Origin of the sequence: Pseudomonas lundensis (genome assembly GCF_001042985.1) — a bacterium.
Classification (GTDB): Bacteria; Pseudomonadota; Gammaproteobacteria; order Pseudomonadales; family Pseudomonadaceae; genus Aquipseudomonas; species Aquipseudomonas lundensis.
Window position 1 is genome coordinate 39,106 of sequence record NZ_JYKY01000015.1, and the last position, 13,830, is coordinate 52,935.

Consider the following 13,830-nt stretch of genomic DNA (forward strand, 5'->3'; position numbering starts at 1 on the left):
GTTTCCCATCATGCGTCTCAAATATGCTGTTGCCGCTGCCGCTTTGTTGACCCTTCCTGTTGGCTCAGCGATGGCCGACAGCTTCTGGCGCAACGTCCTGTCGTCCGGTGCGACCACGGGTTCCACCTACCTGACGTTCAAAAAAGACCGTAAGGTCATCGCCGCACAAGATGACGCAGGCAGTTTTGTGGCCAGCAACGGCGAGATCCGTGGGCCATACCTGGAGTCGGCCATGCAGGAGGTTCGCGCGCAGAACCCGAACCTGAAAGTGAGTGACATGGATTTGGCCAACGCGATTCTGGCAAAAAACGCGACCGCTGAATAAAACCGGCCTGTCGCCTCTGGCGTGCTGGCTCACTCATCTGGCGGTGATGCGTTGCCCTGCTTCACCGCCAGACGTTTGGTACACCCTCAGTGGCAAACGCTGATGGGTGTTTATAGAGTGCTCATCGACACCATCGGAAATGTTGTTTGGGTGTGAGTATCCAGAGGAAATGAGTCAGCACCGCTGCTGACCTTAACTTTCAAAAGCCGATTTTCAAGGCGTATTACACGTGAGATGAAAGAGGTGCTCATCGTCACTTAAACGCCTACCTGTTAATCCCTCGATGTCAGTGAGTTGGATAATGCACAACACCGTCAAACACTGTTAATCCGACAACATAGTTAGACTGTAAGAAAATTCCCCGAATGTACTGCCATATGATCGCTATGCCTCAACATCCCTGAATAACTTCAAGCCTGTTGGAAGGGCCTGACCTAAGATTTTTAAAATCTGCGCGGCCTGTTCACTGCTTAATAGCCATCCACCTTCTGCCATTGCGTTAAGACTTTTATGGCCGAGCGCTTAAACAATTGATCGTTAAAAAGTGGTTGATATCACGTTAAACACTTAATCAAATCATCGTCAGTAGGGTCAGGTATAAAACCACTGATACTCAGGCACATAAGCATTTCTGTATGACTGCTGTTTGATCGATTTTCCGTTTTATACACCCGTGGGGGCGCCATGCTCACCTACGTGTTTACCTTGCTTGTCGCAGACCTCAACGGCTCCATGCTGGTTGATAGTCCCCTTCATAACGCGCTTCATTCAGCCTTCATACAGAAATTTCACCTGATGTGATCCATGCTCTGGGTATGATTTGGGCCATGTGCTATTGCTCTATGGTCTCTCATTACTCATTCACATCGGACGTCACGCCTTTATGAGCTCGCTGCCCTTCTTGCCGTTTTCCAAACCAACCATCGATGAAGCCACCATTGCTGCCGTGGGCGACGTGTTGCGCTCGGGCTGGATCACCAGCGGGCCAAAGGTTCAGGCATTCGAGGCGCAATTGTCCGAGTACGTGGGCGGTCGCCCGGTGCGCACGTTCAACTCCGGCACGTGCACCATGGAAATCGCCCTGCGCATCGCAGGGATCGGTGCAGGTGACGAAGTCATCACGACGCCGATCTCATGGGTCGCGACTGCCAATGTGATTCTCGAGGTCGGCGCTACGCCGGTGTTTGCCGATATTGATCCGATCACCCGCAATATTGACCTGAAGAAAGCCGAAGCCGCGATTACGCCACGCACCAAAGCCATCATTGCGGTTTACCTCTCCGGCCTGCCGGTGGACATGGACGCCCTTTACGCTCTGGCCAAAAAACATAACCTGCGCGTGGTCGAAGACGCCGCTCAGGCCCTAGGCGCGAGCTGGAACGGGCAGCGCATCGGCGCACGCGGGGATTTCGTGTCGTTCAGTTTCCAGGCCAACAAGAACATCACCTCGTCCGAGGGCGGGTGTTTGGTGCTCAATAACGAAGAAGAAGCGCGGCTGGCTGAGAAATACCGCCTGCAAGGCGTCACCCGTACCGGATTCGATGGCCTGGATGTCGACGTTCTGGGCGGCAAGTTCAACATGACTGACATTGCGGCTGCCATCGGTCTCGGGCAGTTCGCCCATATCGAGACGATTACCGCGCACCGCCGTGAATTGGCCAGGCATTATTTCGAGTGTTTCGGCCCTGGTTTTGAAGCCGAATACGGCGCGCAATTGCCTGTGGCTGATTTCAGCACTACCAATTGGCACTTGTTCCAGCTAGTGCTGCCTGAGCGCAAGGACGGCCAACCGGCACGGGCTACGTTCATGAAAGATATGCAGGCATTGGGCGTGGGCGTGGGCTATCACTACCCGCCCATTCACTTGCTGAGCCTGTATCGCGCGCAAGGTTTCAAAGAAGGGATGTTCCCCGTCGCAGAACGCGTAGGGCGGCTGATTGTGTCATTGCCGATGTTCACGGCGATGACCAAAGCCGATGTGGAGCGGTCGGTTAAAGCCGTCAAGGCCGTGTTGCTGAACGCGTAACCGATTTCGCTGCCGGTAGAGAGGTCTACCGGCAGCGACCGTCCCGCCGTGGCTTACTCGCCAATGGCGGCTTTGTAGCCAGCGGCATCCAGCAGTTTGTCCAGCTCAGCGGTGTTGCTTGGCTTGAGCTTGAAGATCCAGCTCGCGTAAGGATCGCTGTTCAGGCTTTCAGGGCTGTCGGCCAGCGTCTCATTGACCTCGATCACTTCACCGGACACTGGCGCATAGATGTCCGAGGCGGCTTTTACCGACTCCACGACGCCTGCAGTGTCGCCTGCGGCAAACACTTTGCCCACTTCGGCCAACTCAACGAACACCACATCCCCCAACGCTTCCTGAGCGTGCTCACTGATACCCACAGTGACAGTGCCGTCCGCTTCCAGACGGGCCCACTCGTGACTTTCGGCAAAGCGCAGCTCAGCGGGGATATTGCTCATATTCAGTGTCCTCAATAAGAAATGTCAGCCGCTTGCACACAGCGCAAGCCTGCCGGTAAACGTTAGATCAAGGCTTTGCCTAGACGTACAAACGTGGGTTTGACCACGCGAACCGGGTACCACTTGCCGCGAATTTCGACTTCAGCACGGTCACCCGTGGCGATCGGAACGCGGGCCAAGGCAATCGATTTGCTTAGCGTAGGAGAGAAACTACCACTGGTTATCTCTCCTTCGCCAACACCAGCAATACGAACAACCTGATGAGCCCGTAGGACGCCTCGCTCTTCGAGCACCAAACCCACCAGTTTCAGCGGCACGCCCCCTGCTTTTTCGGCCTCCAGCGCTTCGCGTCCGATGAACAGGCGCGAAGCCGGTTCCCAGGCGATGGTCCACTCCATGTTGGCGCAAAGGGGCGAGACCGACAGGTGAATGTCTTGACCATAGAGGTTAAGACCCGCCTCCAGGCGCAACGTGTCACGCGCACCGAGGCCGATTGGAGAGATACCTGCACCGACCAGATCGTTGAAGAACGCTGGCGCCTGATCGGCGGGGAGCACTATTTCCAGCCCGTCTTCGCCGGTATAACCGGTGCGGGCAATGAACCAGTCCCCTGCGTCCAGTCCTTCGAAGGGTTTGAGCTGGTGAATCACATCGCTGCGGGCCTGGCTCACCAGTTCAGCGACCTTGTGCCGGGCCTGTGGGCCTTGAATCGCCAGCAGCGCCAGCTCCGGGCGTTCCTGCAACTGCACGTCAAAACCGCGGGACTGGGCCGTCATCCACGCCAGGTCCTGATCGCGGGTCGCTGCGTTGACCACTAAGCGGTAACCGTCGGCCCTGAGGTAAACGATCATGTCGTCGACCACGCCACCCTTTTCATTGAGCATGGCGCTGTAGAGCGCACGGCCAGGGGTGTGAAGACGCTCGACATCGTTGGCCAGCAAATGCTGAAGCCATTCCTTGGCCTGCACGCCGCCGACGTCAATCACGGTCATGTGCGAGACATCAAACACTCCACAGTCCCGACGCACTTCGTGGTGTTCCTCCACCTGCGAGCCGTAATGCAAAGGCATGTCCCAACCGCCAAAATCGACCATCTTCGCGCCGAGGGCGAGATGCAGGTCATACAAAGGCGTACGCTGTCCCATGGGTTCCTCCTTCCGGGATTGGCGAAGGTGCGGACAGGCGTGCAAAGTGTTTCAAGCTAGTTAAGTTAGCTTTCTTACACTGCGCAGGGAACCTGGCCTGATTGACAGACCGCACCGAATGCCGCGCATTGTAGCCGCATGCCGGAGCACTGACACCTAGCCGATTCGATGGGCCGAGCGTCGAATCAACCCGATGACCGGCAACAGTCCCACCAGTACCAGCGTCAGGGCGGGCAGTGAAGCACGAGCCCATTCGCCTTCACTGGTCATTTCGAAGATGCGCACGGCCAGTGTGTCCCAGCCGAAGGGCCGCATTAGAAGGGTTGCGGGCATTTCCTTGAGCACGTCGACAAACACCAGCAGCGCCGCACTCAATGTCCCCGGCAACAACAACGGCAGATACACTTTGAAAAACAGTCGCGGGCCACTCACGCCCAAGCTGCGTGCAGCTTCGGGCAACGACGGACGAATGCGCGCCAGGCTGTTTTCGAGCGGGCCATAAGCGACGGCTATAAAGCGCACCAAATACGCCAGTAACAAGGCTGAAAGGCTGCCCAGCAGCAAGGGCTTGCCCGCGCCGCCCAGCCAACCGGAAACCGGAATGACCAGTTCGCGATCCAGATAACTGAAGGCCAACATGATCGACACCGCCAATACCGAACCGGGTAGCGCGTAACCCAGGTTAGCCAGGCTCACCCCGGCACGGATGGTCGGTGTCGGCGCCTGACGCCGGGCAAACGCCAGCACCAGAGCCACACAGACCGTGATAAGCGCCGCCATGCCGCCCAAGTACAAAGTGTGCAGTATCAGGCCCGTGTAACGCTCATCGAGGTCAAAGCGCCCACGTTGCCAAAACCACACCACCAGTTGCAGCATCGGGATCACAAACGCACACGCAAACACCAGCGCGCACCACCCGCTGGCCAACCAGGCTTTAGGCCCGGTGAGGTGATAGAGGGCCTTACCGCGCGGACGCTCGTTACTGGCACGACTGGCGCCCCGGGCGCGGCGTTCGCCATAGAGCACGATCATCACCACCAGTAACAGCAGGCTGGCCAGTTGCGCGGCGGTTGAGAGACTGAAAAAGCCGTACCAGGTTTTGTAGATCGCCGTGGTGAACGTGTCGAAATTGAACACCGACACGGCGCCGAAATCAGCCAGCGTCTCCATCAGCGCCAACGCCACCCCGGCGCCGATGGCCGGGCGCGCCATGGGTAAGGCCACGCGCCAGAACGCCTGCCACGGGCTTTGCCCCAGCACCCGCGCCGCCTCCATCAACCCTTTGCCCTGCGCCAAAAATGCAGTGCGCGCCAGCAAATAGACATACGGGTAGAACACCAGAATCAGCACGATGATCACGCCACCGGTGGAGCGCACGCGAGGCAAACGCAGCCCCGTGCCGAACCATTCGCGCAGCAGCGTTTGAACCGGTCCGGCGAAGTCCAGCAAGCCGACGAACACAAACGCCAGCACGTAGGCCGGGATCGCGAACGGCAACATCAGCGCCCAGTCGAGCCAGCGTCTGCCCGGGAATTCGCACAAGCTGGTCAACCACGCAAGGCTGACGCCCAGCAGGCTGACGCCGATCCCGACCCCGATGATCAGCGTCAGCGTGTTGCCCAGCAGACGCGGCATTTGTGTGTCCCACAGGTGGTTCCAGATCTGGCTGTCCACGCTTTGCCAGGACAACAGCAAAACGCTCAGGGGCAAAAGCACCAGGGCAGCGATGCTAAAAACCAGCGGATACCAGCGACGTTGGGCGGGATGTGCCACAAAAGACTCTCGGAAGGAGGGAAGGACCAGCGATTGTATGTTGCGTTGTTACACGATGTGGAGGGGGAAGGCTGCGCGCGGCCCGAATAGAGGCCGCGCGCCTTCGAACAGACCGCCCGTCAGCGCCCTCTGCGCGAGGGAGAGGGTTGGCTTTAGACCGGGCTTAATTCCAGCCCGCGCGGTCCATCATGCGGATGGCTTCAGCCTGACGTTTGCCAGCCACTTCGACTGGCAAAGCGTCTGCCTTGAACTCACCCCAACTGGCCACTTCGGCAGAAGGCGGAACGCTCGGGTTCGCCGGGAACTCCTGATTCGTGCCTGCAAAGATCAACTGCGCCTGCGGCGTGGTCATCCACTCGACCAGCGCCTTGGCGGCTTGCGGGTGCGGAGCGTATTGGGTCAAACCAATACCCGACAGGTTGACGTGTACACCGCGATCAGCCTGATTGGGCCAAAACAACTTCACGGCCAGGTCGGGCTTCTGCTTGTGCAGGCGGCCGTAGTAGTAGGTATTGACGATGCCCACGTCGCACTGACCGGCGTTGATCGCCTCCAGCACCGCGATGTCATCCGAGAACACATCAGTGGACAGGTTGTTCACCCAGCCTTTGAGGATCTCTTCGGTTTTGTCGGCACCGTTCACTTCGATCATGGTGGCGGTCAGCGACTGGTTGTACACCTTTTTGGCGGTGCGCAGGCACAGGCGGCCTTCCCACTCTTTATTGGCCAGCGCTTCGTAGGTGGACAGCTCTTCAGGTTTGACCCGGTCCGTGGAGTAGGCGATGGTCCGCGCACGCAGGCTCAAGCCCGTCCACGCGTGGGAAGAAGAGCGGTATTGCGGCGGGATGTTTTTATCGATCACTTCGGACGTGAACGGCTGCAGGATGCCCATTTGCTCGGCTTGCCACAGGTTGCCCGCGTCCACGGTCAACAACAGGTCGGCAGTCGCATTTTGGCCCTCTGCCTTGATGCGCTGCATCAGCGGCGCTTCCTTGTCCGTGATGAACTTGACCTTGACCCCGGTTTTCGCGGTGTAGGCGTCAAATACCGGCTTGATCAGTTCGTCGATGCGCGAGGAATACACCACCACTTCGTCGGCAGCGTAGACGCTGCTCGCAAAAACGCTCAGGGCCAGGGCAGTCAGTAGACGCTTGGGTGCCAACATGGGGGGCGGTCTCTCTAGATGCGAATCGGGCGTAAATGGTAGTGAATCACATTTGCCAGCTCAACCTAACTCGCCCCCGAGGCGTTACCAGATGTTGCAAAGACCGGGACAGGCTCCGATCAGGGCTTGGCCAGCGGCGGCAGATCCCCGGTCAACCCCAGCGCCTGACGCACGAACACCGCTTTGGCCTCGGGCATTTGGTTGACCCACTTCAGGCCGCTGTTGCGCAGCAAGCGCGCGGTGAGCGAATCCGCCTGAAACAGTCGCTGAAAGCCTTCCATCGCCGCCATCAACGCCAGGTTGTGCGGCATACGACGACGCTCGAAACGGCTTAGTACTTTGATGTCGGCCAGACGTTCGCCGCGGTCAACCGCGTGCAACAACACGTGGGCCAACACCGCCGCATCAAGGAAACCGAGGTTGACGCCCTGCCCGGCCAACGGGTGGATGGTGTGGGCGGCATCACCGATCAGTGCCAACCCTTCGGCGACATAGCGTTTGGCGTGACGTTGGCGCAAAGGCACACAGACCCTCGGGTCTGCGCTCAGTACCGGCCCGAGCCGCCCTTCGAACGCCCGCTCAAGCTCACGGCAGAAACCGTCGTCATCCAGCGCCATCAAACGTTGGGCTTCTTCAGGCGTGGTGGACCAGACAATCGAGCACCAGTCCTGCTGGCCATCGCGCTCCAAAGGCAAAAATGCCAAGGGCCCGTGGTCAGTGAATCGCTGCCAGGCGGTTTGCTGATGCGGCTGGGCGCAGTGAGCGCTGGTGACAATGGCGTGATGCATGTAGTCCCATTCGCGGGTCTCACAGCCCGTGAGGCGGCGCACCGCCGAGTGGGCACCATCGGCTGCGATCACCAGCGGCGCGCGCAAGGTGCGACCGTCCGCCAGCGTCAGCAGCCACTCGTCCCCTGAGCGGCGCATCTGTTCCAGCCGCGCATTGGCCAGCAATTCGATGTCGCTGCCCTGCAAACACTCCAGCAGCGCATCCTGCACCACACGGTTTTCTACGATATGACCCAGCACGTCGGCGTGCACGCTGGCCGCCGAGAAATGGATCTGGCCTGTCCCGCTGCCGTCCCACACGTGCATGTGCGAATAGGGGCTGACGCGGCGCCGGACGATACCGTCCCACGCACCCAGGCGTTGCAGGATGCGCTGGCTGGCGGCCGACAAGGCGCTGACCCGAGGCTCGAAGACGTCGTCGGTACTGAACGGTTTGACGCTCAGCGGGCCGCCATCGAGCAGCAAGATTTTCAAGCCGCTGTCCTTGAGCGCCAGCGCCAAGGCACTTCCGACCATTCCGGCCCCAACAATCAGCAGATCTGCGCGCATTTCCATGCTTTAAGCCTGTGTCGTGAGCGGCAAGCGCCGCACGTGAAAAAAGGATCGACAAGGGGCGCGAACGCCCCCGGCCATCATCAACTGTCTGCGCGGGTGCCCAGGCCCATGGCCTGACGGGCAAACCAGCGTTTGGCTGGAGGCAGCAGATCAAGCCCCAGCAAGCCCAGGTTGCGGCCGAACGACACCAGCGTCTGATCGCTACCAAACAACCGCGTCACCTGGTCTGAAAAACCAATGGTCAATTGCTGGTCGAGTTTTTGCCGCTGTTGATAACTCAACAACGTGGCCAGATCGCCGGGGTGTTTGTCGCTCGCCAACAACGCGTCGGCCAAAGCCTGGGCATCGCGCAGCGACAGGTTAAAACCCTGACCGGCAATGGGATGCAGGCTGTGGGCGGCATTCCCCAACACAGTCAGGTGCGGGCGTACTTGCTCTTGCGCCTCGATCAGCGTCAGCGGATACAAATGCCGCGCCCCGACTTGCTTGAGGGTGCCCAGGCGATAGCCGAACACGCCCTGCAATTCACTGAGGAAGCTGCGCTCATCCAGCGCTGCCAAACGCTCGGCGTCCATCCCCAGGCGGGTCCACACCAACGCGCAACGGTTTTCCGGCAGCGGCAGCAAGGCCATCGGGCCTTCGTCGGTGAAACGCTCAAAGGCCATCCCGCCGTGGGCTTCACTCGGGGTGATGTTGGCGATCAGCGCACTTTGGTCATAAGGACGCTTGCTGACATGAATCCCCAACTGCTCGCGCAAGCCCGAACGCCCGCCATCGGCCAGCACGGCGAGGTCGCAGTCAAGCGTGGTTTCATCGTGGAGGGTCAGGCGATAGCCGTCTTCAAGCGGCTGCAGGTGGATAACTTCAGCGGGGCAGCGCCAGGTAATGACGTCAGGGTCCAGGTTTTTCCACAGGCACTGGCCCAGCCAGGCGTTTTCGACCACGTACCCCAGCGCTGGCACACCTTCTTCAATGGCGGACAAGCGTGCGGTCGAAAAACGCCCGCGGTCGGACACGTGAATGTCCTTGATCGGTTCGGCGCGGGTGGCGATGGACTGCCACAGCCCCAGTCGCTCATAGATCTGCCGGGCGCCATAGCTCAAGGCCGAGGAACGCGCGTCGTAGCTGGGCTGGTAGCTATTGCCGGGAGCGAAGGGTTCGATCAGGACGATTTTCCAGCCCCGCGCCTTGGCGCCAGCCTGCAACGCCAGCGCAAGGCTCGCACCCACCAGCCCGCCGCCAATGATGGCCAGATTGACCCGACTCATGCTGCGTTCACCTTGGCCGCAGCCATCAAGGCCTCGATATCGGCCACCGTTTTCGGCACATCGCCGGTCAAAATCTCACAACCGTTTTTGGTGACCACTACGTCATCCTCGATCCGCACACCGATGCCGCGCCATTTTTTGGCGACGGTTTGATTGTTAGGGCTGATGTAGATGCCGGGCTCAACGGTGAGGGTCATGCCGACTTCCAGCACGCGCCACTCACCCCCGACCTTGTACTCACCCACGTCATGCACATCCAGCCCCAGCCAATGACCGGCGCGGTGCATGTAGAACGCTTTATAGGCTTGGCTGGCGATCAGCTCGTCGACTTCGCCCTGCAATAACCCCAGCGCCACCAGCCCCGCCGTTATCACGTGAACAGTCGCCTCGTGGGCCTGATTCCAGTGTTTGTTCGGCGCGATTTCAGCGAACGCGGCTTCTTGCGACGCCAGCACCAGGTCATAAATTGCTTTTTGCTCGGGCGAAAAGATCCCGTTGACCGGAAAGGTGCGGCTGATATCGCTGGCATAACAGTCGATCTCGCAACCCGCATCGATCAGCACCAGATCGCCGTCCTTGAGCAGGGCGTCGTTCTCTTGGTAGTGAAGGATGCAGCTGTTGTCACCCGAAGCGACAATCGAGCCATACGCTGGCATTTTTGCCCCGCTTTTACGGAATTCATAATCCAGCTCGGCTTCCAGACTGTATTCATGCAAGCCCGGACGGCTGGCTTGCATGGCACGGATATGAGCACGGGCCGAAATCTGCGCCGCGTGGCGCATGACTTTGATTTCTGCCGCCGATTTATACAGGCGCATGTCATGCAGCAGATGATCCAGGGCAACAAATTCGTTGGGCGGCTGAGCGCCGAGGCTGGCCTTGGAGCGGATGGTGTTGATCCACTCCATCAAATGGCGATCGAATTGCGGGTTGCTGCCCATCGCTGAGTACACCCGGTCGCGGCCTTCAATCAGCCCCGGCAGGATGTCGTCGATGTCGGTAATGGGGAATGCATCGTGCGCACCGAAATCGCGCATGGCGCCTTCCTGCCCGGCCCGCAAACCGTCCCACAGCTCGCGCTCAGGGTTGCGTTCGCGGCAAAACAGCACGAATTCGCCATGAGCCCGGCCGGGGATCAACACGATCACCGCTTCAGGCTCAGGGAAACCGCTCAAATACTGGAAGTTACTTTCCTGGCGGTAGACGTGCTCGACGTCACGGTTGCGGATCGCCACGGGGGCCGCGGGCAATATCGCGATACTGTTGGGTTCCATCTGCGCCATGAGCGCCTTGCGGCGGCGTGCGTATTCCGATTTCGGGATATGGATCATGGGCAGACGGGTTTCCTCTTGGTGATCGATCAGTGCAACGAAGGCTTGGCGGCCGCTGACGCTTCAGGCTTTTTTGTTTCGGTGAACAGCAACAGCGGCGCAACGCGCAAGTATTCCATCACTTCCATGTAGTCGCTTTCACCGTCTTCAGATTCTTCCAGCGCGTCCTGCACCTGTGCGATGGCCGCCAGGTCTTGCAGCACTTCCTTGCCTTCGATGCTCAACGCGTTATCACGGTAGTTAAGCCCGAAACCGGCCAGAAAACCCTGGCACCACTCACCCAGTGCAGTGGCGCGATCAGGCAGCGGCGCGTCGTCTGTTGGCAGCAACAGCACGACGGTCATGTCGTCACTGGTCAGTTCGCCCTTGACCATCTCTTGCAAACCGATCAAGGCATTGCGTACGTTGTCACTGATTTCATTTTCGCTCTGGAACAGCTCTGTGGCATCGGCCAGCCAGTTGTCAGGTTCAAAGCCGGCACCGGCCGCACTGCGACCCAGCAACAGGCCGTGCAACTCGGCAGGCGATACGTTAATGCCGCTGGTGCTCAGCAGGGCGGCAAAGGCTTGGTACGGGGAGTTCTGAATAGGCATGGTCAGCTAGGCGCCAAGCGGCGCTATGTCTAGAATGGAGGCCTTGTATCCTAGCATCGGCAGACGAGCCAGACCATCGAGGCGTCAACTGCCCTGATCGTCACCCTCCATCAGAAAATACACAGTAGGACACAATGGAAGACACCGACCTGCATGAACTGATGGCTAGACTCGAACGCTTGATTAGCCGGGTCGAGCAACTTAAAAGTCAAAACGGACTCTTACTAGCTCAGGAAAAGACTTGGCGCGAGGAACGCGCGCACCTCATTGAAAAAAACGAAATCGCCCGACACAAGGTGGAATCGATGATTTCGCGCCTCAAAGCCCTGGAGCAAGACTCATGAGTTCAAGCAATAGCGTCACCGTGCATATCCTCGATAAAGAATATTCGATCATGTGCCCCCAGGAAGAACGGACCAACCTGGTGAGCGCCGCCCGTTACCTGGACGGCAAAATGCGCGAAATCCGCAGCAGCGGCAAAGTCATTGGCGCCGACCGCATCGCCGTCATGGCCGCGCTCAATATCACTCACGATCTGCTGCACAAGCAGGAGGTCGCCGAAGTTCAGACCAGCAGCTCCACCCGCGAACAAGTGCGAGACCTGCTGGAACGCGTGGATCTGGTGCTTGCCACTGATCCGAACGAACGTCAAAGCTGATTCAAAAGGTTTCTTTGGGGTATACTCGCGCCACTCCCTGGAGTATTCGCCAGTTAGCGATGTCCCTGAGCCGATTCGCACTACCCTGGAGCTTGCACGTTGGACCGGTGTGCATGTCCGCTAGACGGAAAGCCTTAAGGTCTACTGCAACTTCCACCTTGAACTTTCGGGTTCAAGGGCCAAGCCGACAGCGGTACGTCGGGGAGCCTGATTTTTCCAGTGCAATGCCAGCCCTCTGCTGGCATTGGCTTTCTCGGTGTCGACCTTGAACAGCACGCCACCTACCCGCCCGCAACTTCGCCGACAACTGCGCAATGCCCGCCGCGAACTGTCGCCCTGCGCGCAACGTCTGGCCGCCCGCGGCCTGTACCGGCAACTGGCGCAACATCCTTTGTTTCGCCGCGCCAAACACCTCTCGCTATATCTGCCCACCGACGGTGAGATCGATCCGCGTCTGCTGCTGCGCGAAGCGCAACGCCGGGGCAAGATCACCTACCTGCCGGTACTCAGCGCGTGGCCGCGGACCAAAATGGTGTTTCAACGCATCGCCCCTGGCGAGAAGCTGATCCCCAACCGCTTCCGTATTCTGGAGCCACGCATCAACCCCGCACGCCAACGCAAGGTCTGGACACTCGACCTGGTGTTGCTGCCATTGGTGGGGTTCGATGCGAAGGGTGGAAGGCTGGGCATGGGCGGCGGGTTTTACGACCGCAGCCTGGCGTATCTGGGACGCCGACAGAGCTGGCGCAAACCGACACTGTTAGGCCTGGCCCACGAATGCCAAAAGGTCGAAAGCCTGACACAAGCCAGTTGGGACGTACCGTTACAAGGCACGGTGTCAGACAAACAGTGGTACGTCGCCCACACATCGCCAAGGCATCACGTTGAGTGCGATGCCTGAAACGCGTTAACGCAAGAAAGTTTAGCGTTTGAAAGGTTGTACTTGCTGTTGAGCCAGTTCAATCGGCGCGTCGGTCGAGTTGGACCACAAACTTTGCGCATACCCCGTCGTCACTACGCCCAAACCGAACAAAAAAGCCAAAACCCACAGTACATCCGGTTTGCGTTTCATCGATTGCCCCCCTTCAGGCAAATCAACACGATGACAGCAACGGTTTTTTTATAGGCCGTGCAGCAGCGTCAAGCTTAAAATCCCGGCATTCTGCGACAACCCGTAACGACACGCAAACGATGGCGTCAACCGGCTGTCGGTTTATCAAAATGTTTCAAGAAAGATGATTCACATCATGTTTCAGGAGAAGAAAAATGGCCCATTGGTTGATGAAATCCGAGCCTGACGAGTTCTCGATCAAGGACTTACAGAAAGTCGGTGAGGCGCGCTGGGACGGCGTTCGTAACTACCAGGCACGTAATTTCATGCGTGCCATGGCGGTGGGCGATGAGTTCTTTTTCTACCATTCGAGTTGCCCGCAACCCGGCATTGCCGGGATTGGCCGCATCGTCGAAGCGGCCTACCCCGACCCCACCGCGCTCGACCCCGACAGCCCTTACTACGACCCCAAAGCCAGTGCCGAGAAAAACCCGTGGAGTGCGTTGCAAGTAGCTCACGTGCACACATTTCCTCAGGTGATCAAGCTCGACTACCTCAAACAACAGGCGGCGCTGGCCGAGATGCCCCTGGTTCAAAAAGGCAGCCGCCTTTCAGTCATGCCCGTCACAGACGAACAATGGGCGACGGTGCTGGGGCTGCTCTGACGGGCAGCCACGCCCTGCAGGCTCAGGCGTGCGCCTGCAAACGGGCAAAT

16 protein-coding genes and 1 other RNA gene are annotated in these 13,830 nt (G+C 59.0%); 7 read left to right on the forward strand and 10 right to left on the reverse strand.

Annotated elements, in window-relative coordinates; translation table 11 throughout:
* Positions 1-10 precede the first annotated feature (10 nt).
* Positions 11-325 carry a DUF2388 domain-containing protein gene (locus TU74_RS13515; protein ID WP_047272840.1) on the forward strand — a complete coding sequence of 105 codons (315 nt, stop codon included), beginning with the start codon at positions 11-13 and terminating at the stop codon, positions 323-325.
* Positions 326-709: 384 nt separating this feature from the next.
* Here TU74_RS13515 and TU74_RS24680 read toward each other — a convergent pair whose 3' ends face one another.
* Positions 710-820, reverse strand: coding sequence for a pyocin S6 family toxin immunity protein (locus TU74_RS24680; RefSeq protein ID WP_241485564.1), 111 nt, complete (start codon positions 818-820; stop codon positions 710-712).
* A 388-nt stretch (positions 821-1,208) separates the two neighbouring features.
* On the opposite strand from TU74_RS24680, the gene TU74_RS13520 reads away from it, so the two are divergent.
* Positions 1,209-2,351: a DegT/DnrJ/EryC1/StrS family aminotransferase gene (locus TU74_RS13520; protein WP_048376830.1), complete on the forward strand. Its 1,143-nt coding sequence runs from the start codon at positions 1,209-1,211 to the stop codon at positions 2,349-2,351.
* A 53-nt stretch (positions 2,352-2,404) separates the two neighbouring features.
* On the opposite strand, the gene gcvH is transcribed toward TU74_RS13520, so the two are convergent.
* From gcvH to TU74_RS13560, 8 genes are all read right to left on the reverse strand, one after another.
* Entirely contained in the window at positions 2,405-2,788 is a 384-nt protein-coding gene (gene gcvH / locus TU74_RS13525; RefSeq protein WP_048376831.1) for a glycine cleavage system protein GcvH, read from the reverse strand.
* A 62-nt stretch (positions 2,789-2,850) separates the two neighbouring features.
* Positions 2,851-3,933 (reverse strand): glycine cleavage system aminomethyltransferase GcvT, encoded by a 1,083-nt coding sequence (gene gcvT, locus TU74_RS13530; protein WP_047279794.1) that lies wholly within the window; start codon positions 3,931-3,933, stop codon positions 2,851-2,853.
* A gap of 156 nt (positions 3,934-4,089) precedes the next feature.
* Positions 4,090-5,706: an ABC transporter permease gene (locus TU74_RS13535; RefSeq protein WP_048376832.1), complete on the reverse strand. Its 1,617-nt coding sequence runs from the start codon at positions 5,704-5,706 to the stop codon at positions 4,090-4,092.
* Positions 5,707-5,869: 163 nt separating this feature from the next.
* On the reverse strand, positions 5,870-6,871 hold the full coding sequence (locus tag TU74_RS13540; RefSeq protein WP_048376833.1) for an extracellular solute-binding protein: 1,002 nt from the start codon (positions 6,869-6,871) through the stop codon (positions 5,870-5,872).
* 119 nt (positions 6,872-6,990) lie between these two features.
* Complete coding sequence (locus TU74_RS13545; RefSeq protein ID WP_193790970.1) at positions 6,991-8,208, reverse strand: 2-octaprenyl-3-methyl-6-methoxy-1,4-benzoquinol hydroxylase; 1,218 nt, start codon at positions 8,206-8,208, stop codon at positions 6,991-6,993.
* Positions 8,209-8,294: 86 nt separating this feature from the next.
* Positions 8,295-9,482 (reverse strand): 2-octaprenyl-6-methoxyphenyl hydroxylase, encoded by a 1,188-nt coding sequence (ubiH, locus tag TU74_RS13550; RefSeq protein WP_048376835.1) that lies wholly within the window; start codon positions 9,480-9,482, stop codon positions 8,295-8,297.
* Complete coding sequence (pepP, locus tag TU74_RS13555) at positions 9,479-10,813, reverse strand: Xaa-Pro aminopeptidase (RefSeq protein WP_048376836.1); 1,335 nt, start codon at positions 10,811-10,813, stop codon at positions 9,479-9,481. The genes ubiH and pepP overlap by 4 nt, the downstream gene beginning before the upstream one ends.
* Positions 10,814-10,842: 29 nt before the next feature.
* Entirely contained in the window at positions 10,843-11,406 is a 564-nt protein-coding gene (locus TU74_RS13560; RefSeq protein WP_047291779.1) for a YecA/YgfB family protein, read from the reverse strand.
* Between the two features lie 134 nt (positions 11,407-11,540).
* Here TU74_RS13560 and TU74_RS13565 point away from each other — a divergent pair, with 134 nt between their 5' ends.
* The 4 genes from TU74_RS13565 to TU74_RS13575 all read left to right on the forward strand — a co-directional run bounded on the left by TU74_RS13565 (position 11,541) and on the right by TU74_RS13575 (position 12,965).
* Entirely contained in the window at positions 11,541-11,750 is a 210-nt protein-coding gene (locus tag TU74_RS13565) for a TIGR02449 family protein (protein ID WP_047272830.1), read from the forward strand.
* Entirely contained in the window at positions 11,747-12,064 is a 318-nt protein-coding gene (locus TU74_RS13570) for a cell division protein ZapA (RefSeq protein ID WP_047279798.1), read from the forward strand. The genes TU74_RS13565 and TU74_RS13570 overlap by 4 nt, the downstream gene beginning before the upstream one ends.
* A 31-nt stretch (positions 12,065-12,095) precedes the next feature.
* A non-coding RNA gene (gene ssrS / locus TU74_RS23510) (6S RNA) lies at positions 12,096-12,273 on the forward strand.
* Positions 12,274-12,329: 56 nt separating this feature from the next.
* A complete protein-coding gene (locus tag TU74_RS13575) occupies positions 12,330-12,965 on the forward strand; it encodes a 5-formyltetrahydrofolate cyclo-ligase (RefSeq protein WP_047291988.1) in 636 nt (211 codons plus the stop codon).
* 21 nt (positions 12,966-12,986) lie between these two features.
* On the opposite strand, the gene TU74_RS24465 is transcribed toward TU74_RS13575, so the two are convergent.
* The gene (locus TU74_RS24465) at positions 12,987-13,136 is read right to left on the reverse strand and encodes a hypothetical protein (RefSeq protein WP_088500203.1); all 150 of its coding nucleotides are present in this window, start codon (positions 13,134-13,136) and stop codon (positions 12,987-12,989) included.
* 194 nt (positions 13,137-13,330) lie between these two features.
* Between TU74_RS24465 and TU74_RS13580 the strand changes: the two genes are divergently transcribed.
* Positions 13,331-13,780 carry an EVE domain-containing protein gene (locus tag TU74_RS13580; RefSeq protein ID WP_048376837.1) on the forward strand — a complete coding sequence of 150 codons (450 nt, stop codon included), beginning with the start codon at positions 13,331-13,333 and terminating at the stop codon, positions 13,778-13,780.
* Positions 13,781-13,830 lie beyond the last annotated feature (50 nt).